The sequence below is a fragment of the Streptomyces piniterrae genome (assembly GCF_005048155.1).
GTDB lineage: Bacteria > Actinomycetota > Actinomycetes > Streptomycetales > Streptomycetaceae > Streptomyces > Streptomyces piniterrae.
Genome location: NZ_SUMB01000005.1, coordinates 257,296 through 280,131 on the forward strand (window position 1 = coordinate 257,296; position 22,836 = coordinate 280,131).

General features: G+C 71.0%; 18 protein-coding genes. 12 read left to right on the forward strand and 6 right to left on the reverse strand.

Features of this window, described 5'->3' with window-relative positions:
* Positions 1-17: 17 nt before the first annotated feature.
* Entirely contained in the window at positions 18-1,832 is a 1,815-nt protein-coding gene (locus FCH28_RS17480) for a GMC oxidoreductase (RefSeq protein WP_136740968.1), read from the forward strand.
* A gap of 69 nt (positions 1,833-1,901) precedes the next feature.
* On the opposite strand, the gene FCH28_RS17485 is transcribed toward FCH28_RS17480, so the two are convergent.
* Positions 1,902-2,996, reverse strand: coding sequence for an LAETG motif-containing sortase-dependent surface protein (locus FCH28_RS17485; RefSeq protein ID WP_136740969.1), 1,095 nt, complete (start codon positions 2,994-2,996; stop codon positions 1,902-1,904).
* 850 nt (positions 2,997-3,846) lie between these two features.
* Positions 3,847-4,137: a chorismate mutase gene (locus FCH28_RS17490; RefSeq protein ID WP_136740970.1), complete on the reverse strand. Its 291-nt coding sequence runs from the start codon at positions 4,135-4,137 to the stop codon at positions 3,847-3,849.
* Positions 4,138-4,390: 253 nt separating this feature from the next.
* Between FCH28_RS17490 and guaA the strand changes: the two genes are divergently transcribed.
* From guaA to FCH28_RS17505, 3 genes are all read left to right on the forward strand, one after another.
* Positions 4,391-5,977: a glutamine-hydrolyzing GMP synthase gene (guaA, locus tag FCH28_RS17495; RefSeq protein ID WP_136740971.1), complete on the forward strand. Its 1,587-nt coding sequence runs from the start codon at positions 4,391-4,393 to the stop codon at positions 5,975-5,977.
* Between the two features lie 113 nt (positions 5,978-6,090).
* On the forward strand, positions 6,091-6,675 hold the full coding sequence (locus FCH28_RS17500; RefSeq protein WP_246102940.1) for a Uma2 family endonuclease: 585 nt from the start codon (positions 6,091-6,093) through the stop codon (positions 6,673-6,675).
* 87 nt (positions 6,676-6,762) lie between these two features.
* Positions 6,763-7,647, forward strand: coding sequence for a 2-hydroxy-3-oxopropionate reductase (locus FCH28_RS17505; protein ID WP_136740973.1), 885 nt, complete (start codon positions 6,763-6,765; stop codon positions 7,645-7,647).
* Positions 7,648-7,667: 20 nt separating this feature from the next.
* On the opposite strand, the gene FCH28_RS17510 is transcribed toward FCH28_RS17505, so the two are convergent.
* Positions 7,668-8,132 (reverse strand): SRPBCC family protein, encoded by a 465-nt coding sequence (locus FCH28_RS17510; RefSeq protein ID WP_136740974.1) that lies wholly within the window; start codon positions 8,130-8,132, stop codon positions 7,668-7,670.
* Between the two features lie 195 nt (positions 8,133-8,327).
* Between FCH28_RS17510 and FCH28_RS17515 the strand changes: the two genes are divergently transcribed.
* The gene (locus FCH28_RS17515; protein WP_136740975.1) at positions 8,328-9,113 is read left to right on the forward strand and encodes a class II aldolase/adducin family protein; all 786 of its coding nucleotides are present in this window, start codon (positions 8,328-8,330) and stop codon (positions 9,111-9,113) included.
* A gap of 174 nt (positions 9,114-9,287) precedes the next feature.
* Here FCH28_RS17515 and FCH28_RS17520 read toward each other — a convergent pair whose 3' ends face one another.
* Positions 9,288-10,046: a bestrophin-like domain gene (locus FCH28_RS17520; RefSeq protein WP_136740976.1), complete on the reverse strand. Its 759-nt coding sequence runs from the start codon at positions 10,044-10,046 to the stop codon at positions 9,288-9,290.
* Positions 10,047-11,075: 1,029 nt separating this feature from the next.
* Here FCH28_RS17520 and FCH28_RS17530 point away from each other — a divergent pair.
* Together FCH28_RS17530 and FCH28_RS17535 are read left to right on the forward strand one after the other, a co-directional pair.
* Positions 11,076-12,407 (forward strand): hypothetical protein, encoded by a 1,332-nt coding sequence (locus FCH28_RS17530; protein ID WP_425471957.1) that lies wholly within the window; start codon positions 11,076-11,078, stop codon positions 12,405-12,407.
* A 174-nt stretch (positions 12,408-12,581) separates the two neighbouring features.
* Positions 12,582-13,127, forward strand: a complete 546-nt coding sequence (locus tag FCH28_RS17535; RefSeq protein ID WP_136740978.1) for a DoxX family protein — start codon at positions 12,582-12,584, stop codon at positions 13,125-13,127.
* 334 nt (positions 13,128-13,461) lie between these two features.
* On the opposite strand, the gene FCH28_RS17545 is transcribed toward FCH28_RS17535, so the two are convergent.
* Positions 13,462-14,898 carry a PspC domain-containing protein gene (locus FCH28_RS17545; protein ID WP_136740979.1) on the reverse strand — a complete coding sequence of 479 codons (1,437 nt, stop codon included), beginning with the start codon at positions 14,896-14,898 and terminating at the stop codon, positions 13,462-13,464.
* 251 nt (positions 14,899-15,149) lie between these two features.
* Between FCH28_RS17545 and FCH28_RS17550 the strand changes: the two genes are divergently transcribed.
* The 4 genes from FCH28_RS17550 to FCH28_RS17565 all read left to right on the forward strand — a co-directional run bounded on the left by FCH28_RS17550 (position 15,150) and on the right by FCH28_RS17565 (position 20,644).
* Complete coding sequence (locus tag FCH28_RS17550) at positions 15,150-16,817, forward strand: serine/threonine-protein kinase (RefSeq protein ID WP_136740980.1); 1,668 nt, start codon at positions 15,150-15,152, stop codon at positions 16,815-16,817.
* A gap of 169 nt (positions 16,818-16,986) precedes the next feature.
* The gene (locus FCH28_RS17555) at positions 16,987-18,270 is read left to right on the forward strand and encodes an ATP-binding protein (protein ID WP_136740981.1); all 1,284 of its coding nucleotides are present in this window, start codon (positions 16,987-16,989) and stop codon (positions 18,268-18,270) included.
* A gap of 113 nt (positions 18,271-18,383) precedes the next feature.
* Complete coding sequence (locus FCH28_RS17560) at positions 18,384-19,139, forward strand: LuxR C-terminal-related transcriptional regulator (protein ID WP_425471958.1); 756 nt, start codon at positions 18,384-18,386, stop codon at positions 19,137-19,139.
* A gap of 365 nt (positions 19,140-19,504) precedes the next feature.
* Positions 19,505-20,644, forward strand: a complete 1,140-nt coding sequence (locus tag FCH28_RS17565; protein ID WP_136740982.1) for an alpha/beta hydrolase — start codon at positions 19,505-19,507, stop codon at positions 20,642-20,644.
* A 172-nt stretch (positions 20,645-20,816) separates the two neighbouring features.
* Here the strand turns inward: FCH28_RS17565 and FCH28_RS17570 are convergent, their stop codons facing one another.
* A complete protein-coding gene (locus tag FCH28_RS17570; protein WP_136740983.1) occupies positions 20,817-21,920 on the reverse strand; it encodes an NlpC/P60 family protein in 1,104 nt (367 codons plus the stop codon).
* Between the two features lie 541 nt (positions 21,921-22,461).
* Between FCH28_RS17570 and FCH28_RS17575 the strand changes: the two genes are divergently transcribed.
* The gene (locus FCH28_RS17575) at positions 22,462-22,815 is read left to right on the forward strand and encodes a hypothetical protein (protein WP_136740984.1); all 354 of its coding nucleotides are present in this window, start codon (positions 22,462-22,464) and stop codon (positions 22,813-22,815) included.
* Positions 22,816-22,836 lie beyond the last annotated feature (21 nt).

Consider the following 22,836-nt stretch of genomic DNA (forward strand, 5'->3'; position numbering starts at 1 on the left):
ATCAGCAGGGAGGGCCAGTGCCCCAGGAGAACTCTGTCCAAAACGGCTACGACTACGACGTGATCGTCATCGGCTCGGGCTTCGGCGGCTCCGTGTCCGCCCTGCGGCTGACCGAGAAGGGATACCGCGTCGGCGTCCTCGAAGCCGGACGGCGCTTCACCCGCGAGACGCTCCCCAAGAACTCCTGGGACCTCCGCAACTACCTCTGGGCCCCGGCCCTCGGCTGCTACGGCATCCAGCGCATCCACCTCCTCGGCAAGGTGATGGTCCTGGCGGGCGCCGGGGTCGGCGGCGGTTCGCTGAACTACGCCAACACCCTCTACGTACCGCCGAAACCGTTCTTCGACGACCCGCAGTGGAAGGACATCACCGACTGGCAGGAGGAGTTGAAGCCGTACTACGACCAGGCCCAGCGGATGCTGGGGGTGCGGCTCAACCCGACCATGACCCCGTCCGACGTGCATCTGAAGGCGACCGCGGAGGCCATGGGCGTCGGCGACTCCTTCCATATGGCCCCGGTGGGGGTGTTCTTCGGGGACGGCCAGGACGCCGTCGGCGGGGAGGACGCCGAGGGGCCTAAGGCGTCGCCGGGCGGCGAGGTCGCGGACCCCTACTTCGGCGGTGCGGGCCCCTCCCGCAAGGCGTGCACCGAGTGCGGCGAGTGCATGACGGGCTGCCGCCACGGCGCCAAGAACACCCTCAACGAGAACTACCTGCACCTCGCCGAGAAGGCCGGGGCCGTCATCCACCCGATGACTTCGGTCGTCGCGCTCACCGAGGACTCGCGGGGCGGCTTCGCCGTCCGGACGCTGCCCACGGACAACAAGAAGAAGGGCGAGGGCCGCACGTTCACGGCCCGCCGCGTCGTCGTCGCGGCCGGTACGTACGGCACACAGACCCTCCTGCACCGCATGAAGGACAGCGGCCTGCTGCCGGGCATCTCCGGCCGTCTCGGCGCGCTGACCCGCACCAACTCCGAGGCGCTGGTGGGCGCGCAGACCGACAACCGCCGCTACCGGCGGCGGCACGGCCGGTCGAAGGTCGACTTCACCAAGGGCGTGGCGATCACGTCGTCGATCCACCCCGACGAGAACACCCACATCGAACCGGTCCGCTACGGCAAGGGCTCCAACTCCATGGGCGGCCTGACGATCCTCCAGGTGCCCTACCGCCCCGCCGGCCGCGTCGCGGGCTGGCTGGGCAACCTGGTCCGCCACCCCTGGCTCGCGCTCCGCTCCCTGTCCAACCGCCGCTGGTCGGAGCGGACCATCATCGGGCTGGTCATGCAGTCCCTCGACAACTCCCTGACGACGTACCGGAAGCCGACGGGCCTCGGCAAGGGCCTGCTCACCGCGCGCCAGGGACACGGCGCCCCGAACCCCACCCAGATCCCCGAGGCGACCCGGGCGGCGACGCTGCTGGCCGAGGAGATCAACGGCTTCGCCGGCTCCAACGTCGGCGAGCTGATGGGCACCCCGCTCACCGCGCACTTCCTGGGCGGCTGCCCGATCGGCGACTCCGCGGACTCCGGCGTCATCGACCCCTACCACCGTCTCTACGGCCACCCCGGCATCTCCGTCGTGGACGGCGCCGCGGTCTCCGCCAACCTCGGCGTCAACCCGTCCCTGACGATCACCGCGCAGGCCGAGCGCGCGATGTCCCTGTGGCCGAACAAGGGCGAGCAGGACCCCCGCCCGGCGCCGGGCGCGGCCTACCGGCGGCTGGCACCGGTGGCGCCGGTCCGCCCGGCCGTCCCCCCGAAGGCGTTCGGCGCGCTGAACCTGCCGTTCCTGGAGGTCCCGCCGGTGCCGCCGAAGAAGTCCGTGGTCTGACAGGGCATACGGAACGAGGGGCCGCACCGGGAAACGGTGCGGCCCCTCGCCGTAGTTGCCGCTGACGGATTACGCGGCGGCCGCGCCGTCCGTCTTCCGCCGGCGCACGACGAAGATCGCGCCCGCGCCCACGGCCATGGCGATACCGCCCACCATGCCGATGACCGGCAGCGCGGACGACGCACCGGTCTCGGCGAGGTTGCCGGTCACCGGCAGCTTGCCCAGGCCGTCCTTCGGCTTGGCGTTGTCGACCGGCTTCGCGCCGCCGTGCGTACCCGGCTTGTTGCCGGGCTTGCCGGGCTTGGCCGGCGGGATCTTGCCCGGCTTGCTGCTGGCGGGCAGGATCGTGAAGTCGTACCACTGCTCCTCGGACCAGCCGCAGGAGCCGTCCTTGTTGCTGTAGTCGCCCGCGACCAGCGCGAAGCCGTCACCGGGCTTGGCGCCCTTGTCGGCGCGGATCCGCAGCGTGAGCTCGGCGGTCTGGCGCGCGTCGAGCTGGAACCAGCCGAAGTACTCGCCGTCGGTCCACTCGTCGAACGAGGTCCACTCGCCGGTGTCCGGGTTCTGGTACTCCAGGTCGAGCTGGGTCTTCGGGTGGTCGAAGTCCTCCAGCGGCACCGCGTAGATGACCGGGTAGACCTCGTCCAGCGTCCTGTCGGTGGTGTTGGCCAGCTTCACGGTGAACTGGGACCAGGAACCCCCGGCGACGAGCTTGGACGGCAGGTTGCCGACGGTGACCTTGATGTCGGCCGCGTCGACCTTGCAGTCCTCGTCGTCCGACGGGTCGCCGGGCTCGGTCGGCTTGGCGGTCGGCTCGGCAGGCGCGGTGGGCTTGGTGTCGCCACTGGGGGAGGCGGGGCCGCCCGGCGTGGTGTCACCACCGGTCTCGCCACCGGTCCCGGCGCCCGCGTCGGTCCCGGCGTCGGTCCCGCCCTCCGTGCCGGCGTCGGTGTTCTCGTCCGGAGCGGTCCCGTCACCGGCGGGCGTCTCGGACGGCGCCGTGGTGCCGCCGGTCTGCTCCCCGTCGGGGGCGGTCGTCGGCTCGGCGCTCGCGCTGGACTCGGTCTGCGGGTCGGTCGCATACGCGGCGGGGGCCGCCATCAGGGCGGCGGGGGCTATGACGGCCGTCGCGGCGACGGCCGTCAGGGCACGGCGAAGCTTCATCGAGAAGACCTCTCGGGGTCCAAAATGCCGCAGGGCGGCACAAGTTGATAGCGGGCCGTCGCGGTGGGGCGCGGTATGGCCGTGCGATTGCAGGTACAAGACCAGTCATGGCCGAAAAAGGTTGTTCGGTTGAACGGGAAAACACCTTGTGATGCCGGTCACATCCCACAGCCGCCGCACAGGCAACTCATGGGCGCCCCACAGGCATCGCACAGCCACCGCACGGCAGTCCCACGCCCCACGCACAGCGAAGGGCCCCGGACCGTCCACGGAGGGGGGTTGCGGACGGCCACGGGGCCCTTGGCTTTCGGTGCCGACGTCAGGGCAGCGCCGGCACCGAGGGGCGGCGCTGGGGGGTAGCGCCGCTGGTTCAGGGGTGGTGCTCGATGGTGCGGGGTGCGCTGTGGTGTGGACCAATGACAGTGCGAAGTCCATGCCGTGCGCGGCAAGCGGTTCGTCAAGCATCGTCCTGGATGCGCCTCATCCGGCGCAACCGTTTCGACGGGATGCGGTCGGTCCCGGGCGTCCCCAGGACCGACCACCCCATCGGATGTGACCGGGCTGCTGTCCCCTGCTGACCGGCCACGTGCACCGGAACGAGGTCCCACGACGCGGACCGCGGCAAGCGGCCGGCGTCTCATCGCTCCGGCTGTCCGCCCGTGGGGCGGCGTCTACGCGTAGTCCTGCAGGCCGCGCCTGGCTGGCGTGGCACCGGGATCAACGAAGCCTCTCCGCGGCCGGTCACGCGCCGTACGGGTGAGTCGGCAACCGAACTCAGATCCGGCGGCGTCCCGGCCCCGAACGCCCCGATTCCCGCCGCGCCGCGGCCTTTCGCGGCTTCCGCCGTGGCTCAGATCCGGCCCCGGGAAAGCTCCAGCAGGGTCATCGCCAGCGCGGTGCCCGGCTTGCCCAGCTGGTCCCTGTAGTGGGCCAGGATCTCCATCTCGCGGGAGAGGTTCACCCGCCGGCCGCCGGAGGCGATCCGCTCGCGCTGGATGACGGCCGAGACGGCCATCCGTTCCTGGACGAGACCGATGATCCGGCCGTCGAGATCGTCGATCCGGCTCCGCGCGTCGGCGATCACGCCGGCCGCCTCCGGGACGGGGGCGGTGGGGACTGTGGTCGTGGTCTCGGTGCTCATATCCGTGTCTCCTGGGGTTGTGACCCCGGAGCCGATGGCCGGTCCCGGACGAACGACAGGCGCCCCGGACCTTGTCGGCCCGGGGCGCCTGGGGAAGTCGCTTGTCAGTCGATCAAGCAGCATGACCATGGCAGCCGGATGGGCCGGTGCCATAGGTAAAGACGAAGGTCAGCTGCTGGGACATGAGGCTCAGTATGAGCCCGTTAGAATCGAAAGTCCAACCCCTCTGTTCCACCGCCGGAAGGCCGCCGAAGTGTCATCAGGACCCCCCGCCGCCGCCCCGGACGTCGTCCTCGTAGTCGACTTCGGCGCTCAGTACGCCCAGCTCATCGCCCGCCGCGTCCGCGAGGCCCGGGTCTACAGCGAGATCGTGCCGTCCACCATGCCGGTGGCCGAGATGCTCGCCAAGAACCCGAAGGCGATCATCCTCTCCGGCGGTCCCTCGTCGGTCTACGCCGACCGCGCCCCCCGCCTCGACCGCGCCCTCTTCGAGGCCGGCGTCCCGGTCTTCGGCATGTGCTACGGCTTCCAGCTCATGGCCACCACCCTCGGCGGCACCGTCGACAACACCGGCGCCCGCGAGTACGGCCGCACCCCGCTGACCGTCTCCAGGCCCGGCTCGACGCTCTTCGAGGGCACCCCCGCCGAGCAGTCCGTCTGGATGTCGCACGGCGACGCCTGCTCCGCCGCCCCCGAGGGCTTCACCGTCACCGCGTCCACGGACGTGGTCCCGGTCGCCGCCTTCGAGAACGACGAGAAGAAGCTCTACGGCGTCCAGTACCACCCCGAGGTCCTGCACTCCACGCACGGCCAGCAGGTCCTGGAGCACTTCCTCTACCGCGGCGCCGGCATCCAGCCCAGCTGGACGATGGGGAACATCATCGAGGAGCAGGTCGCCGCGATCCGCGAGCAGGTCGGCACCAAGCGCGCGATCTGCGGCCTGTCCGGCGGCGTGGACTCCGCGGTCGCCGCCGCCCTCGTCCAGAAGGCCATCGGCGACCAGCTGACCTGCGTCTACGTCGACCACGGCCTGATGCGCAAGGGCGAGTCCGAGCAGGTCGAGAAGGACTTCGTGGCGGCCACCGGCGTCCAGCTGAAGGTCGTCGAGGCGGAGGAGCGCTTCCTGAACGCCCTCGCCGGGGTCTCCGAGCCCGAGCAGAAGCGCAAGATCATCGGCCGCGAGTTCATCCGCGTCTTCGAGCAGGCCCAGGCCGAACTGGTCGCCGAGGCCGGCGCCGAGGGCGAGGAAGTGGCGTTCCTGGTCCAGGGCACCCTCTACCCCGACATCGTCGAGTCCGGCGGCGGCACCGGCACCGCCAACATCAAGTCGCACCACAACGTGGGCGGACTCCCCGACGACATCGAGTTCGAGCTCGTCGAGCCGCTGCGGCAGCTGTTCAAGGACGAGGTCCGGATGGTCGGCGCCGAGCTCGGCCTGCCCGACGAGATCGTCCACCGCCAGCCGTTCCCCGGCCCCGGCCTCGGCATCCGCATCGTCGGCGAGGTCACCAAGGACCGCCTCGACCTGCTCCGCGAGGCCGACGCCATCGCCCGCGAGGAGCTCACCGCGGCCGGCCTGGACCGCGAGATCTGGCAGTGCCCGGTCGTCCTCCTGGCCGACGTCCGCTCCGTCGGCGTCCAGGGCGACGGCCGCACCTACGGCCACCCGATCGTGCTGCGCCCGGTCTCCTCCGAGGACGCGATGACCGCGGACTGGACCCGGATGCCGTACGAGGTGCTGGCCCGGATCTCCACCCGCATCACCAACGAGGTCCCGGACGTGAACCGCGTCGTCCTGGACGTCACCAGCAAGCCGCCGGGGACGATCGAGTGGGAGTGATCCCACCCCGTCTCCGACGCCGACGCCGCCGCTCATTCGTTTGGGTGGCGGCGTTGTCGTTTGTGCTCGGTACGCTGTCGATACGGCCCAGAATCCCGTCCATGGGAGGACTTATGACCGCTGAGATCGCGCACCACTGGCCGGTGCCGCCGCAGGACGGTTACACCGTGGACGACCTGCTGACGCTGCCCGACCTCCCGCCGCATACGGAGTTGATCGACGGGAGTCTGGTTTTTGTGAGTCCGCAGCGGATCTTTCACAGCATGGCGATCGACCTGCTGGTGAACGGCCTACGGCGCACCGTGCCGCCTGGGCAAAAGGTGATGCGTGAGATGACCGTCGTGATTGACAGGCACAACGCCCCGGAGCCGGACGTGTTGGTGGTGCGCGCCGCGTCGGTGAGGAGCCGGGAACAGACCTACTTCCAGGTCAGAGACGTACTGCTCGCGATCGAGGTAGTGTCGCCGGACTCTGTGTCCCGCGACACCGACACTAAGCCGCACAAGTACGCCAAAGCGGGGATCCCCTTCTTCTGGCGGGTCGAGATGACCAGTGCTGACGAACTCCCGCTTGTCCACGTATTCGAGCTCGACAAGATCTCGCACACCTACGAATCAATGGGCACTTTCCACAGCCGGCTCAAACTCTCCGCCCCCTTCGACATCGACATCGACCTGACCGCCATCGACGAGCTCTGACGTTGACGCCCGTGCTCCACCCCCACATGATGGATTTCGTATAGCGGCATCGTAGTTCCGTTGCGCGGAAGAAGTGGGGCGCCCCCAATGACCACCATCGCCTTCATCGGCCTAGGCATCATGGGCAGCCCCATGGCCGTGAACCTCGCCAAGGCCGGCCACGCCGTGCGCGGCTGGAACCGCAGCCCCGGCCGGGCGGACGCGCTGGTCGCCGCCGGCGGCACGGAGGCCGCCTCGATCGCGGAGGCGGTCCGGGACGCCGATGTCGTCCTCACCATGGTCCCCGCATCTCCGCAGGTCGAAGCCGTCGCGTACGGCCCCGACGGCATCCTGGCGAACGCCCGCCCCGGCACCCTCCTCATCGACCACTCCTCGATCACCCCGCAGACCTCCATCGACCTCGCCAAGGCCGCGGGCGACAAGGGCATCCGGGTCCTGGACGCCCCCGTATCGGGCGGTGAGGCCGGCGCCGTCGAAGGCGTACTGTCGATCATGGTGGGCGGGGACCGGGCCGACTTCGACGCCGCGCGGCCGGTGCTCGACGCGGTCGGCAGAACCGTCGTGCACTGCGGGCCGCACGGCTCGGGCCAGACCGTCAAGGCCGCCAACCAGCTGATCGTCGCCGTCAACATCCAGGCCTGCGCCGAAGCCGTCGTCTTCCTGGAGAAGTCCGGCGTCGACCTCGCCGCCGCCCTCGACGTCCTGGGCGGCGGACTCGCCGGCTCCACCGTCCTGACCCGCAAGAAGGACAACTTCCTCAACCGCGACTACCGCCCCGGCTTCAAGCTGGAGCTGCACCACAAGGACATGGGGATCGTCACCGACGCCGCCCGCACCGTCGGCGCGACACTCCCCATCGGCGCCGCAGCCGCCCAGCTCATCGCCTCCGCCGTGGCCCGCGGCGACGGCGCCCTCGACCACTCGGCGCTGCTGCGCGGCGTGGAGCTGCTCAGCGGGTACGGCCGCGACTGACGCGGGCCGGGGCGGGCCGCTCAGACCCGTACGGCCGTCGCCAGGCGCTCCAGCGTCGTGGCCATCGCCGGGCCCATCCGCCGCGGATAGCCGGGGAGTTCGATGACCAGACGCGGGAGGCGGGCGCGCGACCAGTCATAGGTGTGGGTGACCCGCGTGCTCCCCGCCTCGTCGGCAGCGGCCAGTTCGTAGCGCCAGCGCTGGCCGCCGACGAACCGCCGACCGCGGAACTCGCCCCAGGTCTCCCACGCGATCAGCCGGTCCCGCTCGTACTCGACCACGACATTCACCGACCGGTACGCGATCCGCCCCTGCGCCATCGCCATGCTGAACCGGTCGCCGGGGCCCAGCAGGGACGGGCCGTCGGGGCGGCCGCGCAGCATGCCCGAGCCGTCCAGCTCGGCGTGCCGGACCGGGTCCCGCAGGACCGCGAAGATCTGCTGCGGCGTGCCGCCGATGTCCTTGCTGACCGATATGGACCTCATGATGTGTCCCTTCTGGTGCACGGGTCGAGGCGTGGCACAGGGAGCCCGGTCGGGTCCGCGGATCGAAATGCCCGCCCGCCGCAATTCGCGGCCGTCACAGCCCTGGCCTCCTCCAGTACCGAAGGGTAGCTTCCGCCCCGAGCGCTGTGCGCAGTGCGTGTGCCGTATGCCGTACGTGCCAGGAGGAGAGCCGCGATGCCCGAGCCGACGCCCATACCCACCGAGCAGCTGCAGTTCGCCATGCCGCCGACGCACACCACCGTCGAGGACGAGCGCCGCCACCGCAAGGAGCGCCTGGCCGTGGCGCTGCGCCTGTTCGGGCGCCTGGGCTTCGAGGAGGGCGTGGCGGGCCACATCACCGCACGCGACCCGGAGTTCACCGACTGCTTCTGGGTCAATCCCTTCGGGATGTCCTTCAAGCACATCACGGTGAGCGATCTGATCCTGGTCAACCGGGAGGGGAAGGTCGTCGAGGGCCGCTACCACGTCAACCAGGCGGCGTTCGCGATCCATTCGCAGGTCCACCAGGCCCGCCCGGACGTCGTCGCGGCGGCCCACAGCCACTCCACGTACGGCAGGGCACTGTCCTCGCTCGGCGAGCTGCTGGACCCGATCACCCAGGACGTCTGCGCGTTCTACGAGTCCCATGCGCTGTACGACGCCTACACCGGCGTCGTCGTGGACGAGGAGGAGGGCCGGCGGATCGCGGCCGCGCTCGGGCCGCACAAGGCCGTGATCCTCCGGAACCACGGACTGCTGACGGTCGGCGACTCGGTGGACGCGGCCGCCTGGTGGTTCATCACGATGGAGCGGTCCTGCCAGGTGCAGCTGGCAGCCAAGGCCGCCGGCAAGCCGGTGCTCATCGACCACCACAACGCCGTCCACACGCGCGAGCAGCTCGGCAACGACCTCGTCGCGTGGATCAACTACCAGCCGCTGTACCAGCAGATCGCGCGCAGCGAGCCCGAGCTCTTCGAGTAGGGGCGGGTGGGGGAGGGCGCTCCGGGGCGGTGCCTGCGGGTCGGTGCCTGCGGTTCGGTGCCCTGCGGACCGGTCCGGACGTCCGGCCATTCGGCCCGTCCGGCCGGCCCGCAGGGCTGCGCTCACCTGACCTCTCCCGCAGCCGGCGTCATCCGACGTCTCCCGCGGCCCGGCTCATACGTGCGGGAACAGGTCGATGAAGGGCCCGAAGCTGGCGGTGATCCCCCGGCTGAAGGGCGAGTCGAAGTCCCACACCAGGAACAACAGGAAGGCGATCAGCGCACTGAAGAGGCCTGCCATCAGCAACTCCCGCCCGGATCGCCGGATTTGCAGAGTGAAGATGACGCCGATGGTGATGGCGCCGCCGGCGATCAGCCCGAACCAGACCATCGAGGGAAGCGTCGAACCGGCCGCGCCGTTACGGGCGTAGCGGGCGCTGTCGGCCAGCGCGACCTGGTCGACGAGGGGCTGGTAGGACTGCCCCTCGAAATCACTGCGCGGATGGTAGTTGGTGACGTCGGCGCGGACCTTCGCCAGCAGATCCGACCCGTGCTGCGGGAGTTCTCCCTTGTCTTCCATCACCTTCCATTCCTTCTTCACCACATAGCTGACGTAGGCGTCGACGTCCGCGCGGATACGTTCCCGCACCGGCGCCGGGTACGCCGCGGCCCGCGCGCTGACCTCGTGCAGGGCCTGCGCCTCGGTCCGTACGGTGTCCTCGGCGGCGCTCCGCGCCTCCCAGACACCGGCGATGGCGAGTCCCAGGACGATCGCGTACACCACCCCCACCATCATCGTCATGTACTCGATGACATCGGGCGTTTCGGACGGATCGTCGTCCTCTCCGATCCGGCGCTGTTTGAGGACCGTGATGGCCAGGACGACGCCGCAGGAAGCGGCCATGGCCAGGGTGAGTGCCAGCCATTGCGACATAGGACCTCCTACGAGGAACGGCGCCCGGAATTGCCGGACGAGGAGCTCGAACGGGGACGGAGGGCGGCGCCGGCCAGCACGGCCGGGGCGGTGATCAGCAGGGTTCTGGTCACCATGGAGCGCCCGTCACGCGGTTTCCCGTGCACCGGCGTGTAGTTGCGGGGGACGACGGGGGAGGGCTTCGGCGGGCTGGGGGTGGGCCGCGGTGACGGCGGGGGCGGGGGTGGCGGGGGTGTCGGCCGGACGCTGCGCACGGGCGGTGGCGGAGGGGGCGGTGGTGGCGGAGGAGGGGGCTTGGGGTGGTACTTGGGAGTGGGGGGCGGTGGCGGCGCGGGCGGGCGCGGCGGCTTGGGCTTGGGAGTGGGCGACGTACACGGAAAGTGCCAGTCGTGCGGCATGGGAAATCCGGTCGGCACGTCGACGGGCGGACTCGTCCCGGCGAAGGCGCAGTTGTCGCCCGTGACGCTCCGGCCGTGGGCCGCCGCCGACGGCGCCGGGCCGCCCAGAGCCGCCGTCACCCCGGCCAGCAGGAGAACGGCGGCGGCAGCGAGGCCCGCACGCAGCCGAGGGGACGGCCCTGGGGAGGCGCGGGGGGCATACGAGGCACGCGAGGCGCCCATGGCAGGTGGGGTGCCAGAGGCGTGCGAGGCACCCGAGGCATGCGAGGCGCGCGCCCCGAGTGGTGTGCGCGGCCTGCCCGTTCCGTGCTTCTGGTGCTTCCCGCGCTTCCCGGGCTCTCCGAGCGTTCTCTGTGCTCTGAGTGTTCCGCGTGTTGCGTGTGTTCGGTGTATTTTCCACACGCCGAAGAGCTTGCGCAGCGCGGAGGCGGCTCAGCCTTCGCCGTCCGCCGGTTCCCCCGAACGTGGGAAGCGGCGCGCCCACGGGCCTTCCTCTCGTACGGATATGCGCATTGCGGGCCGTACAGCCCGGTGTCAACCCGCGAAAATCACAGTCACCCTTCATCAGCTGGACTTTTGGCGGCCGGGCTGGGTGCGTGCGGCACAATTCCCTTGCAAAGAAGAGAAGTTGATCGCGAGTGGCGGCGGGGCGGTAGCGGACGTGTCGGTGGAAGCGGCGGGCAGTGTAGCCGGAACGGGCGAGTCAGGGGGTGGCGCGGAGAGCGGCGACGGCGGCGCGTGTCTGTGCGGACGGTGCCCGCACGGCACCCGTGAGGGGCACCGACAGGCGGTCGCCGCGTTTGTCGCGCTGCGCGAGGACTTCGCCGCCGGCCGCGGCGTGCCGGCCGGACTCGCGCACTCCGCCGGCGCCTCCCGGCAGTGGGTCTCCGACGAACTCGCCCTGTCCGCCCGGGTGCTCGCCGAACGCGGCGTCGCCGAGAAGGTCGCCTGGCTCGCGGCCGTACACCGGCGCACCCTGCTGGCGGTAGGGGCCGCCGTCGTGGCGCTGCTGCTGGGGCAGGCGCTGACCGCCATCGGGTCGGGCTGGACCGTCGGCCGTACGGCGGGGCTGATCGCGGCCGTCGTGATCGCGCTCGTCCTGACGGTGGCGGCCTGGCGGCACCGCGCGCAGGGCGGCGTGCTGGCGCCGCTGATCGGCGAGGACGGGCGGCTGTCCACCTCACGCGCGGTCGCCCTCGGCTGGGTCGCCGCGGTGCTGTACGCGGTGCTGCTGGCGGCCGTCCGGCTGGCGGCCGCCCCCGGCCCCGACGAGCGGCGCCGACTCCTGGCCGGCCTCGACCTCCCCCACTCCGTCGCCCTGCTCGCGATGCTGGCGATCGGATGCGGGGTGGCGGTGCTGGCGTACGGCCTGGTCGCCGCACGGATCCGGACCGGACGGCTGCAGAAGGTCCCCGCCGAACGCCCACGGGCCGCCGACCTGCTGGCGAACGACGCGGGGCGCGGCAGCTTCACGGATGCCCAGTACGCGCTGGTGAACGCGGCCATGGTGGGACTGGTGCTGGTGCGGCTGGCCGACCGCCCCGGTCAACTTCCCGGACTTCCCTGGGGATTGGTGGCCCTGGCGGCGCTCTCCGGAGCGACCTATCTCTCCGGGAAGGTGATGGAGGGCGGCCGGCCGGTCATCCTCTCGGTCGTCCGCTCCCGGGAGCTGGGTGATCTCGCCGCGCCGATCCGCACCGGCGACGACATCGAGATCCGCGGCACCGGCTTCGTCCCGCCGGGCGCCGGAACCCCGCACCGGCTCGCCGGCACCGTCGTACGGATCGGCGCGGTGCATGTCCCCGTCCCCCTGGTCCCGGTCGCGGGCGGATTCGCCAACCCGACGGACGGGGTCCTGACCGTGCCCGTGCCGGTCGATGTCGAACCGGGCCGGGTGAAGGTCAGCGTCGTCACCGCGGCGGGCGTCGAAACCCGCGGCTATCCGATCGACGTACAGGACTGAGCCCGGCAACGCGGGGCCGGCCGGCGCCCGCAGGGTTTCCCCTTCGTGTGCGGCAGCCCTCTGACGTGCGTCGGGTGGCTGAACGCGCCGCGCACGTGCGTACGTATCTCTCCCCATGAGGCGCGGTCGCAGGCACAATCGAGTGCGCCCGATGGCAACGGAGAGGCGGACGTCATGGTTCATGCGAATCGTACGATCGGTACCGATTTGGGGGGAACCGGCCTCGACGGTGCCGGCGCCGGGCTGCGAGGACAGCTCGCGCGGTATGCGCTGCTCCCACTGCGCCTCTTCCTGGGAGGCACCTTCCTCTACGCGGGACTCGACAAGCTGACCGACTCGCGCTTCCTGGCGGCCGGCGGCCCAGGGTCGCTCGGCGAGGTCATGCGCCAGGTGCACGACTCGGCGGCGCTGCCGCAGCTGGTGGAGCTGGCACAGAAGAGCCCGGTGGGCTTCGGCTACGCCATCGCCATCGGCGAACTCGCGGTCGGCATCGGAACCCTCGTCGGGCTGCTGGGCCGGCTGGCGGCGTTCGGCGGAGCACTGATCTCGCTGACGCTGTGGCTCACCGTGAGCTGGTCGACCGAGCCGTACTACTACGGCAGCGACCTCGCCTACCTGATGGCCTGGCTCCCGCTCATATGCGCCGGAACACCGATGCTGTCCCTGGACAGGGCGCTGGAGACCCGCCGCAACCGGCACGGGGCCAAGCTGTTCGGCTGAGCGCCGCCGCCCGTCCCGCGGAATCCACGTGGGCCGCCTCATGACGGATGTGCCGCTCCGTCAGGCGGCCCCGCTTCGTCAGGCCCGGCTGCCTTGTCAGGCGGCCGGGCCGTCTTGTCAGGCTGCGCCGGTTCATGACTGTGCGAGAGATGACGGCGGGTCGTGGCCCAGATGGCGGCGGTGACGCCGGAGAGCACCAGGCCCACAGGAACAGCGAGAAACAGCCACGGACCGGGCGCCCGCCAGACGCCGAGAGCGTCGAGACCGTAGCCCGCGCCGACGGCGACCGCCGTCCCGCCCGAGATCAGACGGCCCGGTTCGAACCGGTGGCGCATCACGAGGAACCTCCCTGACGGGACGGGAGCGCCGGCGGTGCGGGCGCGGGGGCGGACGTGGGGGCGGTGCGGCGGACGTCGACCTGGCCCGCACCGACCTCCAGGTCGAGGTCCAGGACACCGCGCGGTTTCTCGCCCTCCTTGAGGCCGTCGGCGGGCAGCGTGACCGTCCGCCGCTGACCGCCGGCAGAAATGTCGACATCGTCGGCCGCCTCACCGGGCAGGCGTATATCGCCGACGCCCAGGGAGATGGACAGATGAACGGTCACACCCCGAGGCAGCGTCACCTCCAGCCGCCCGGCGCCCACCTCCGCGCTGGTGCGGACCGTACGGCCGCCCTTCAGAGGCAGCCCGCTCAAGTCCAGGCTGCCTTCCCCGGAGCCGAGTTCGTAATGCCGCTGGACGGCGGCAACGCTGCCGGGGGACCAGGTGCGATGCCGCCAGTCGGCGGTGATGTTGTCGGGCAGCGCCGTCGCGCCCGCCAGCAGAACAGCGGTCAGCACCACCATGAAGACCGTGCCGCCGCCCGTCCGGCCCAGCCAGGCGCTGAGCACCAGGCCCAGACCGAACACGACCAGCGCACAGGCCAGCCCCGCCTGCAGGGACGGCGCGAGAGCATCGTGCCGGGAGACGGCGAGAGCGGTGCCGGCGCCGGCGAGCAACGCCAGCAGGAACGTCCACCCCCCGATCGGGCGGCCCGCCCGGCGCGGGGCACGCTCCGCATACCGTGGCACGCCCGCCCCCGGGCGCCCCACGGACCGTGCGCCACCCGCCCCGGAACCGGCGGACTCGCCCACCCCGTGCTGGGGTTCGTAGGTGATGGTGAGAGAACCGTTCTCCGGCCCCCACAGATAGCCCAGACCGGCGAACGCCTCCTTCGACCGTGGATCCCGCCACCAGGACGGACTGTTGGGCGCCGGGGGCGCCTTGGTCTCCGGCGGCGCATCCGCCACGGCCTGCGCGGTAGCGGCGTCCATCGACGCCACGCCCTCCGACTCCGCCTGCCGGCGCTGCCGCGACCAATAGGCCGAACCGGCCACGGCCAGCGACAGCATGATGGCGAAGGACATCACACTGCCCTTGCCGAGCGTCGTCAGAAACAGCGCACAGCCGACCAGAGAGAACAGCAGAGCCGACAGCGCGGAGCCCTCCACACGGCCGGAGAGCAACCTGCGGCCCTCGTTCTCCTCCTCGCCCTCCAGCGGAATCATGAGCCAGGCGAAGCCGTACACGATGAGCCCGAGGCCACCCGACACGGCCAGGACACCCAACACGATCCGGAACACGACCGGGTCGAGATCCCACTGCCGGCCCAGCCCGCCGCACACCCCGGCAACAACCTTGTGCCGCCGGCTGCGGCGCAGCGTGGTCTGCGGCGGGGTGGGGCCGGCGCCGCCGGAGAGCGCCGACTCCTCGGCGGGGGCTGCATCGTTCATGAGGCCATGGTGACAAGGCCGACGGAATCCCGGCATCCGTGGAAACCCTGGCAGATCCCTGAGATTCGCCTCAGGGAACCCCGATATCCCTCGCCAGCCGTCAAAACACCCCGGCCCGTGTCCGTATCGCCCCCATCCCGCCCCACGAGCCGGAACCCGGCCACGGACAGACGGTGGCCGAAGACCGATCCACCCACGTCGGAGACTATCCTTGCGCCCCGGATACGTACGGGTTTCCGGAGGGGCGTGCGGTGACGGAGGCGGCGTCGGTGAACGAGGGGCGACTGGTCGCCGGGCGGTACCGCCTGGTCGAACGGATAGGCCAGGGCGGCATGGGCACCGTCTGGCGGGCCCGGGACGAAGTCCTCGGCCGCCAGGTCGCGGTCAAGCGACTCCACGTATCGGCCCAGCTGGAACCGGACGAACTCGCCACCCGTCACGAACGCACCACCCGCGAGGCACAGGCCGCGGCCCGCATCAACCACCCCAACGTGGTGGGCGTGCACGACGTCGTCGACGACGCCGGCCTGCCCTGCATCGTCATGGAGTACGTCCCGTCCGCCACCCTCGGAGACGTCATCAAGGACGCCGCCCGGGACGGCCGTTCGATGGCACCCCGGGAAGCCGCACGCATCGGACGCGGCATGATCGCCGCCCTCCGCGCCGCACACTCCGCCGGCGTACTGCACCGCGACGTCAAACCGGGCAACGTACTCCTCGGCGAGGACGGCCGGGTCGTCCTCACCGACTTCGGCATCGCGGTCGCCTCCGGCACCTCCACGCTCACCAAAACCGGCGAGCTGGTCGGCTCCATCGACTACTTGGCACCCGAACGGGTCAAGGGCGGCACCCCCGGCCCCGCCTCCGACCTGTGGGCACTCGGCGCGACGCTCTATCAGGCCGTCGAGGGACGCCCCCCTTTCCGCAAACACACCGCCATCGAGACGGCGTACGCCATCGCCATGGACCCGCTGGAGCCGCCCCGCAACGCCGGCCCCCTCACCGCCCTGATCGAGGCACTCCTCGCCAAGGAACCGGACGACCGCCCCACGGCCAAAGCTGTCGAGGAGACGCTCCGGGCCGCAGAGGCCGACGCGGACACGGCACTGCTCGGCCGCGGCACACTGTGGTCGGGCGGCGGATCCGGCAGCGGGGAAACCACATCGGGCGACGGAGCGGGCGCATCCACCAGTCCGGTGCCCTGGCCCCCCACGTCCACCTCGGGCACCGGCCCGGCGCGGACGGCGGATTCCGGCACCCAGACCGTCCTCAAAAGCCGCACGGGGCGACGCCGGGCCGTCGTATGGGGCGTCATGAGCGCGCTCGCCGCCGTCGCGATCACCGGCGGCGTCCTCTACGCCATGGGTTACGTGGACCCCTCCACCGACCAGGCATCGGGAAACACGACACCCACACAGCACCACACCACCAAGAAACCGAAGCCGAGCCCCTCCGCGACCAAACTGCCGCCCACACCCGCCGGCTATCACCGCGTCGAGGAAGAGAAGCTCGGCGTCTCCTTTCCCGTCCCCGACGGCTGGCGGCGCCTCTACAAGCCGGAGAAATACGAGGTCAACTACATCGACCCGTCCGGCCTGGTCGGCGTGAAAATCAGCGTGCTGCCTTTCGCGAGTTCGAACCCCGTCCGCCACTTCGAGCAGGTCGAAGAACAGTTCCGGGCAGGACAGCGGGGGTACCAACGGCTGCGGTTGCAGGACACCACATTCCGGGGCCAGCCCGCGGCGATCTGGGAATTGAAGTTCACCGGATCCGCCCGCGAATTCCGCGCCATGGACCTGGGATTCGGCCGCGAGGGCGAGAACGAGTACGCCATCTACCTGTCCGCGCCCGATGCCGAGTGGACGAGACACCAGCCCATATTCAATGTCGTGCGTGACGGGTTCAGCCCCAAGGAGTGACGAGTGTGGCCCCAAGCCGTGAGGGGCCCAACGCTCAGTAAGACGTCGGGGACGGATCCACATGACCGCCGCCCCGACAACTGACCGACCGCCCCGTTGGCGACATCCGGGTTCCATCAGGGTCGAACCCTGATGCCCCGCCCACCCGCGACGTGTGACGATCGGTGACATGACCACCGCGCCGCCCCGCGCCGGGACGACCTACGCCCCGGCGCCGGACCCCGACGAACCGCCCGTGCGGAAGCTCTACCGCAGCGCCGACGGGCGACTGCTCGGCGGTGTCGCGCGCGGCCTCGCCGGCCATCTCGGGCTGCCCGTCTCCTGGGTGCGGATCGTGTTCGTGGCCCTCTTCATGGCCGAAGGCATGGGGGCGCTGCTCTACGCCGCGTTCTGGTTCTTCGTACCACTCGGAGTCGGCGGCGTGGAGGCCCGGCGCCGCCCACCGGCCGACGACAAACGGCGACTGCTGAGCCGCAAGCCCGACAAGGGCCAGGTCTTCGCACTGATCGCGCTGCTGATCGGCGCCTCGATCGTCGCCTCCAGATTCCAGCTGGGCCAGGCCAACGGCTACCTCTGGCCCGTGCTGCTGATCGGCGCCGGCGTCGCCCTGGTGTGGCGCCAGGCGGACAACTCCCGCCGCGCACAGTGGCTGGAGCTCGGCCGCCGCAACGGCCTGCTGCCGGTGCTGCGCGGTGCGGCCGGCGTCGCACTGGTCGGCATCGGCGTGACCGGCATCGTCGTACTGCAGGGCTCGGTACGGCACCTCGGCTCGATCCTCCAGGCCGCACTCGCCGTCGTCGTCGGCATCGCGCTGCTCGCCGGCCCCTACCTCGTCCGGATAACGCAGGACCTCTCCGAAGAGCGGCTGATGCGCATCCGCGCCCAGGAACGCGCCGAGGTCGCCGCCCACGTCCACGACTCCGTCCTGCACACCCTCACCCTGATCCAGCGCAACGCCGACGACCCCCGGGAGGTCGCCCGCCTCGCCCGCGCCCAGGAGCGCGAACTGCGCGCCTGGCTCTACAAACCCGAAGGCCGCGGCAAAGACGAGGACCAGGAGCCGGAAACCCTCGCCGACGCGGTGCGCACGGCCGCCGCCGAGGTCGAGGACCACCACGGCGTCCCCATCGAGGTCGTGGTCGTCGGCGACTGCCCGCTCGACGAGCCCCTCGGCGCCCAGATGCAGGCCGCCCGCGAGGCGATGGTCAATGCCGCCAAATACGGCGGCGAGAGCGGCGCGGTGCAGGTGTTCGCCGAAGTGGAGGGCCGCACCGTCTTCGTCTCGGTGCGCGACCGCGGCCCCGGATTCGACCTGGACGCAGTCCCCGAGGACCGCATGGGCGTCAGGGAATCCATCATCGGCCGGATGGAACGCAACGGCGGCACGGCCCGGCTCCGCTCAGCCCCCGACGGCGGCACGGTCGTCGAACTGGAAATGGAGCGCAGCGAATGAGCGCACGACCAGTGAAGGCCGCGCCACTGGTCGCGCGACGGCGGCCCTCGGCGACACGGCAGACCGGGACGCGGAATCATGACGAGGCAGACACCGAGGGACAGGCGGACGACATGAGCAGCGACGGCGCACAGAACAAACAGCACACACACCACAACCAGGCCGGCACCACACCGCAGACCGAGGCCCACACCGACCCGGCCGAAGACCGGACCGTACGCGTCGTGCTGGTCGACGATCACCGGATGTTCCGGGCCGGCGTCCAGGCCGAGATCGGCGAAACCGAGCGCACCCGCGTCGAAGTGGTCGGCGAGGCCGCCGACGTCGACCAGGCGATCAGGGTCATCACCGCCACCCGCCCCGAGGTCGTCCTCCTGGACGTCCACCTCCCCGGAGGCGGCGGCGTCGAGGTGCTGCGCCGCAGCGCCGTCATGATGGCCGACCCCGACCGCCCGGTCCGTTTCCTCGCGCTCTCCGTCTCGGACGCCGCCGAGGACGTCATCGGAGTCATCCGCGGCGGCGCCCGCGGCTATGTCACCAAGACCATCACCGGCACGGACCTGGTCAAGGCCATCTTCAGGGTCGCCGACGGCGACGCGGTGTTCTCCCCCCGGCTGGCCGGCTTCGTCCTGGACGCCTTCGCCTCCACCGACGCCCCCCTCGTCGACGAGGAACTGGACTGCCTCACCCAGCGCGAACGCGAAGTACTCCGGCTGATCGCCCGCGGCTACGCGTACAAGGAAGTCGCCAAGCAACTGTTCATCTCGGTGAAGACAGTCGAATCACACGTCTCGGCGGTGCTGCGCAAACTCCAGCTCTCCAACCGCACGGAGCTCACACGCTGGGCGGCGGCCCGACGCCTGGTCTGACACCCCCGATTCGTCTGACACCCCAATCCAACCAATCCAAAAACGCCCCGGCGTGTCGACGGAACGTGGGAACGAATCACTCTCCGTAATCGTTGCCGGAAGAGAAGGAGGCGGCAGGCGAGGCACGCAAGAGGCAACAAGGCACAGCAGTAGCCGCACTCACAGGCCGCGACAGCAGTATCCGCCTCGGTGATCCGAAGGGACGTAAAGGCTAAAAGGACGAAAGGCCCTGCAAAGAAGGGCCGAAGTCGGGCAACCAGATCCACGCGGATCCTCATCTAACGGCGCGGAGAGGCCCGCTGCCGGCGGTGGGGCCGGAACCACGCCCACGTCGTCCGCGTATGTGTCCTGGAAACGAGATCCCGATGAGCCTGACGGGTACGCCCTTCTTCCTCACCTCGATCGCGCTGCTGATCGTCGCCGTTGTGCTGCCGCTCGCGCTGTGGAGCCGAATAGCCGGGCCGCGCCTGGTGCGCGGCCTGGCCCGGCTCACGATGCTGCTGTTCGCGCAGGTCACGGCCATCACGCTGGTCTTCGTCCTGGTCAACAACGCGAACAACCTCTACGACACCTGGGACGACCTGCTCGGCACCGGAAGCCACGTAGAGGCCGCCCGGGACCTCGGTCCGGACGGGATGGGCGGCAAGCAGATCAAGGACGAGCCCAAGCAGCTCCAGTCGTTTCGGCCGGCGGACGACCCCGTGGTGGGCTCCGGCGTCCAGATGACCGACCTCAAGGGCAGGATCTCCGGCGTCAGCGGCGAGGTCTACGTGTGGCTGCCGCCGCAGTACAACGACCCCGCCTACAAGGACAAGAAGTTCCCGGTGGTCGAGCTGCTGCCCGGCTACCCCGGCTCGTCGAAGTCCTGGCTGGGCTCGCTGAAGGCCGGCGAGCAGCTCCGGCCGCTGATGCAGAGCGGCCAGATCAAACCGTTCATCCTGGTCGCGCCCCGGACCAACGTCCTCAGCGGGGTCGACACCGGGTGCGTCAACATCCCGGGGAAGGTCAACGCCGACAGCTGGCTGACCGTCGACGTACGCAAAATGGTCATCGACAACTTCCGGGCCGGCGACAAGCCGGACTCCTGGGGCCTGGCCGGCTACTCGGCGGGCGCCCACTGCGCCACGAAGCTCGCACTGTCCCACCCGGACCGCTACCGGGCCGCGGTCGCGATGTCCGGCTACAACGACCCGGCGATCGAGCCCGATTCGCTCGCCGGCAAGGACCCGAAGCTGCGGATCGAGTCCAACCCGCTGCACATCCTGAAGTCCGCCAACGCTGCCGGGAAGCCGCCGCGTACGGCGCTGTACGTCTCGGGTGCGGCGGGCGACGGCTACCAGGCGGGCATCGGGCTCCAGCAGCTCGCGAAGAAGCCGACGACGGTCTCCGTGCGGATGCTCACCGGGCTCGGCGGTCACACGACGGCCGTGTGGAAGAACCAGGTGCCGGAGGTCTTCCGGTGGCTCGGACGCCAGCTCACGGCGGGCGGCCAAGCCATGCAGTGACATGTGAAGGGACGTGCAGCGGCGGGGAGGGGCGGCGCGGCGGTGCGCAGCGAGCCCGAGCAGTCGGGCGCCCCCCGCTACGCCAGCTTCCCCACTAAGCCAGCCCCCCCCGCTAAGCCAGCACGGAGCCGCTACGCCGACCCGGACCCGCTAAGCCGACCCGCCCCCCCCGCTACGCGGCCGGCCGGGTAGCCCCCGCGAAGGGCATCTGGTCGATGGGGGCGATGCGTACCGGTGCTCCCGGGTGCGGGGCGTGGATCATCTTGCCGTCGCCGATGTAGAGCCCCACGTGGCTGATTCCGGTGTAGAAGAACACCAGGTCGCCGGGGGCGAGTTGGGACCGGTCGATACGCGGCCCCGAGTTGATCTGGGTGTATGTCGTACGGGGCAGCGAGATGCCGCTGGACTTCCACGCCGCCTGTGTCAGCCCGGAGCAGTCGTACGCGGAAGGCCCCGTCGCGCCCCACACGTACGGCTTGCCCAGCGCCGCGTAGGCGAAGGAAACGGCTTGTGCGGCACGGGAGTTGGGCGCCTGCGCCGACGCCCGGGGGAGGCCGGGGGCCCGGCCTTCGCGGGCCGGGCCGACGTCCGCCGAACCGTCCTCGCGCGCCATCCGCCGCCGCTGCTCGTCGGTCAGCCGGTCCAGCAGCTGCTCGGCGGAGCGCAGCTTCCGCACCACGGTGACCCGGTGTTTCCGCAGCGCGGTTTCGTTGTGTTCCAGCCGCTCCGCGGTGGCCTCGGCCCGCTCGCGGACCTGCCGTACGCGGCCCAGCCGGCGCGCGTATCCGGCCACCGCGCCCGCCTGGTGGCTGCCCGCCCGCTCCAGGACCGTGGCGCCGTCCAGATAGCGCTGCGGGTCCGCGGACATCATCAGCCGGACGGTCGGGTCCACACCGCCGGAGCGGTACTCGGTGGCGGCCATGGTGCCCAAGTCGGCACGTGCGGCGTTCAGTTCGCCGGTGCGGCGGGCGGCCTCGTCCTGCAGTGTGCTCAGCTCCTTGCGTGCGGTGTCGGCCTGTTCCTTGGCGCCGTCGTACTTCTGCGTGGCCACCTCTGCCTCCTGGTACAGCGCGTCCACCCGGTCCTTGACCTGGGCGGGAGTGGTGCCGGACGCGGCTTGGCCGGTGCCGTCGAAGACGGTGGCGGTGGCGGCACCGGCCAGGGCCAGGGTGGCGGCCGTACGGGCGGTGCGGGTCGTGCGGGTGCCGCCGGGGAGGACGAACGCGGCGAGCGGGTTCTGCCTGGTCTTGCGGTGCGACGCCACTGGGGCGGTCACTTCCTTCCCTAGGGCCGTACGCGGCCCTGCTGGTCCGGCTGCTCCGGGTGGTCCGGGTGGTTCGACTGCGGCGGGCCGTGGGGTCCGGCGGCGGCCCACAGGGGGAACGGCCGCCGCCGGACCTCTCGGCGGAGGCGGCCGACGAGCCGCCGGGACGGAGACCGGCGACAGCGGGGAGTCGACCGCCTGGAGGAGGACGCTAAACCTGGGCGTCACGGGGGCGAGTTGGGTTGCCCGGCATTGCTCGCTTTCGACCGCGGGCCGTACGCGGCTGACCGCGCCGCCGTCATCCGGGGGCCGGGACCGGCCTGCCGTGACCGAAGGGGCGATTGCGGACGCTCTCCCGGAGGGCGCGTGTTATGACGACCGGCCGGGGGCCGCCCAGGGCTTCACCCCGCCTCCAGCCGCCCCAGGGTGCCCCCAGCCGCACGCCGCCCCAGGGAGCCGCAACCGGTCGCCCCAGGGTGCCCCCGCCTCCGGACCGTCCAGGGTGACGCCCCGCCCCGGAGCCCCGCCGAAGCGGCGGATACGATCCCGCACTATGGACGTAGTAATCAATATCTTCGTCGGCCTGCACATCATCGGCATCGCCTCCCTGCTGGGCGGCTTTCTGACCCAGATGAAGGCGATGAGCGGGGACGGGGCCCGCTTCGTGCCGGCCATGCTGCACGGCGCGCTGACGATGCTGGTCACCGGCATCGTCCTGGTCGGCCTCAACCAGGCCGAGGGCCACCCCCTCAACAACATCAAGCTCGGCATCAAGATGGCCGTGCTCGTGGTGATCCTGGCGCTGGTCTACGTCAAGCGGGACGAGGAGAAGGTCGCCAAGCCGGTCTTCGGCGCGGTCGGCGCGCTCACGGTCGCCAACATCTTCATCGCGGTGCTCTGGACCTGAGCCGCACTCCGGCACCACACC

Bases quoted from the DNA above. Each gene is read 5' to 3' on its own strand.
- FCH28_RS17545 (WP_136740979.1), bottom strand. From the start codon at position 14,898: ATGAACGATGCAGCCCCCGCCGAGGAGTCGGCGCTCTCCGGCGGCGCC.
- FCH28_RS17520 (WP_136740976.1), bottom strand. From the start codon at position 10,046: ATGTCGCAATGGCTGGCACTCACCCTGGCCATGGCCGCTTCCTGCGGC.
- FCH28_RS17490 (WP_136740970.1), bottom strand. From the start codon at position 4,137: ATGAGCACCGAGACCACGACCACAGTCCCCACCGCCCCCGTCCCGGAG.
- FCH28_RS17515 (WP_136740975.1), top strand. From the start codon at position 8,328: ATGCCCGAGCCGACGCCCATACCCACCGAGCAGCTGCAGTTCGCCATG.
- FCH28_RS17510 (WP_136740974.1), bottom strand. From the start codon at position 8,132: ATGAGGTCCATATCGGTCAGCAAGGACATCGGCGGCACGCCGCAGCAG.
- FCH28_RS17500 (WP_246102940.1), top strand. From the start codon at position 6,091: ATGACCGCTGAGATCGCGCACCACTGGCCGGTGCCGCCGCAGGACGGT.
- FCH28_RS17505 (WP_136740973.1), top strand. From the start codon at position 6,763: ATGACCACCATCGCCTTCATCGGCCTAGGCATCATGGGCAGCCCCATG.
- FCH28_RS17575 (WP_136740984.1), top strand. From the start codon at position 22,462: ATGGACGTAGTAATCAATATCTTCGTCGGCCTGCACATCATCGGCATC.
- FCH28_RS17535 (WP_136740978.1), top strand. From the start codon at position 12,582: ATGGTTCATGCGAATCGTACGATCGGTACCGATTTGGGGGGAACCGGC.
- FCH28_RS17560 (WP_425471958.1), top strand. From the start codon at position 18,384: ATGAGCAGCGACGGCGCACAGAACAAACAGCACACACACCACAACCAG.
- FCH28_RS17565 (WP_136740982.1), top strand. From the start codon at position 19,505: ATGAGCCTGACGGGTACGCCCTTCTTCCTCACCTCGATCGCGCTGCTG.
- FCH28_RS17485 (WP_136740969.1), bottom strand. From the start codon at position 2,996: ATGAAGCTTCGCCGTGCCCTGACGGCCGTCGCCGCGACGGCCGTCATA.
- FCH28_RS17555 (WP_136740981.1), top strand. From the start codon at position 16,987: ATGACCACCGCGCCGCCCCGCGCCGGGACGACCTACGCCCCGGCGCCG.